Annotated in this window: 1 protein-coding gene; it reads right to left on the bottom strand. The window is 47.9% G+C overall.

What is annotated here, in order from left to right; genetic code table 11:
• Positions 1-309: IS66 family transposase (locus tag H5202_RS24885; RefSeq protein ID WP_182774168.1), on the bottom strand; the 309-nt coding region annotated here is incomplete at both ends.

Here is a 309-nt window from a genome sequence, read left to right as displayed (position 1 = left end):
GTAAAGCACGATATTAGGGATAGGATTATTCGGGTCTGGTGAATCTCGACCTGAGCAATACACCCACATGTAGCTGTTTACTTTATCGGATTTCACCACCTTTAATGGCGTTTCATCGGCAAACAGCGTGGGCTGCTTTAACAGCTCGGCTTTAAGTCGCTCAACTAGTGGCGCGAAGAGTGCGGCGGATTTGTCTATCCAGCTGCTCATGGTCTGGCGACTGAGCTCAATACCGTATTGCTTGAACATGGCTTCCTGGCGATAAAGCGGTAACCCATATTGGTATTTACTGGTGATAAGCTGACTGAG

Origin of the sequence: Shewanella sp. SG41-4 (genome assembly GCF_014164505.1) — a bacterium.
In the GTDB taxonomy this organism is placed as follows: Bacteria; Pseudomonadota; Gammaproteobacteria; order Enterobacterales; family Shewanellaceae; genus Shewanella.
Note: the sequence above shows the minus strand (reverse complement) of the source record. Positions and strands in the feature narration are given on the sequence as shown.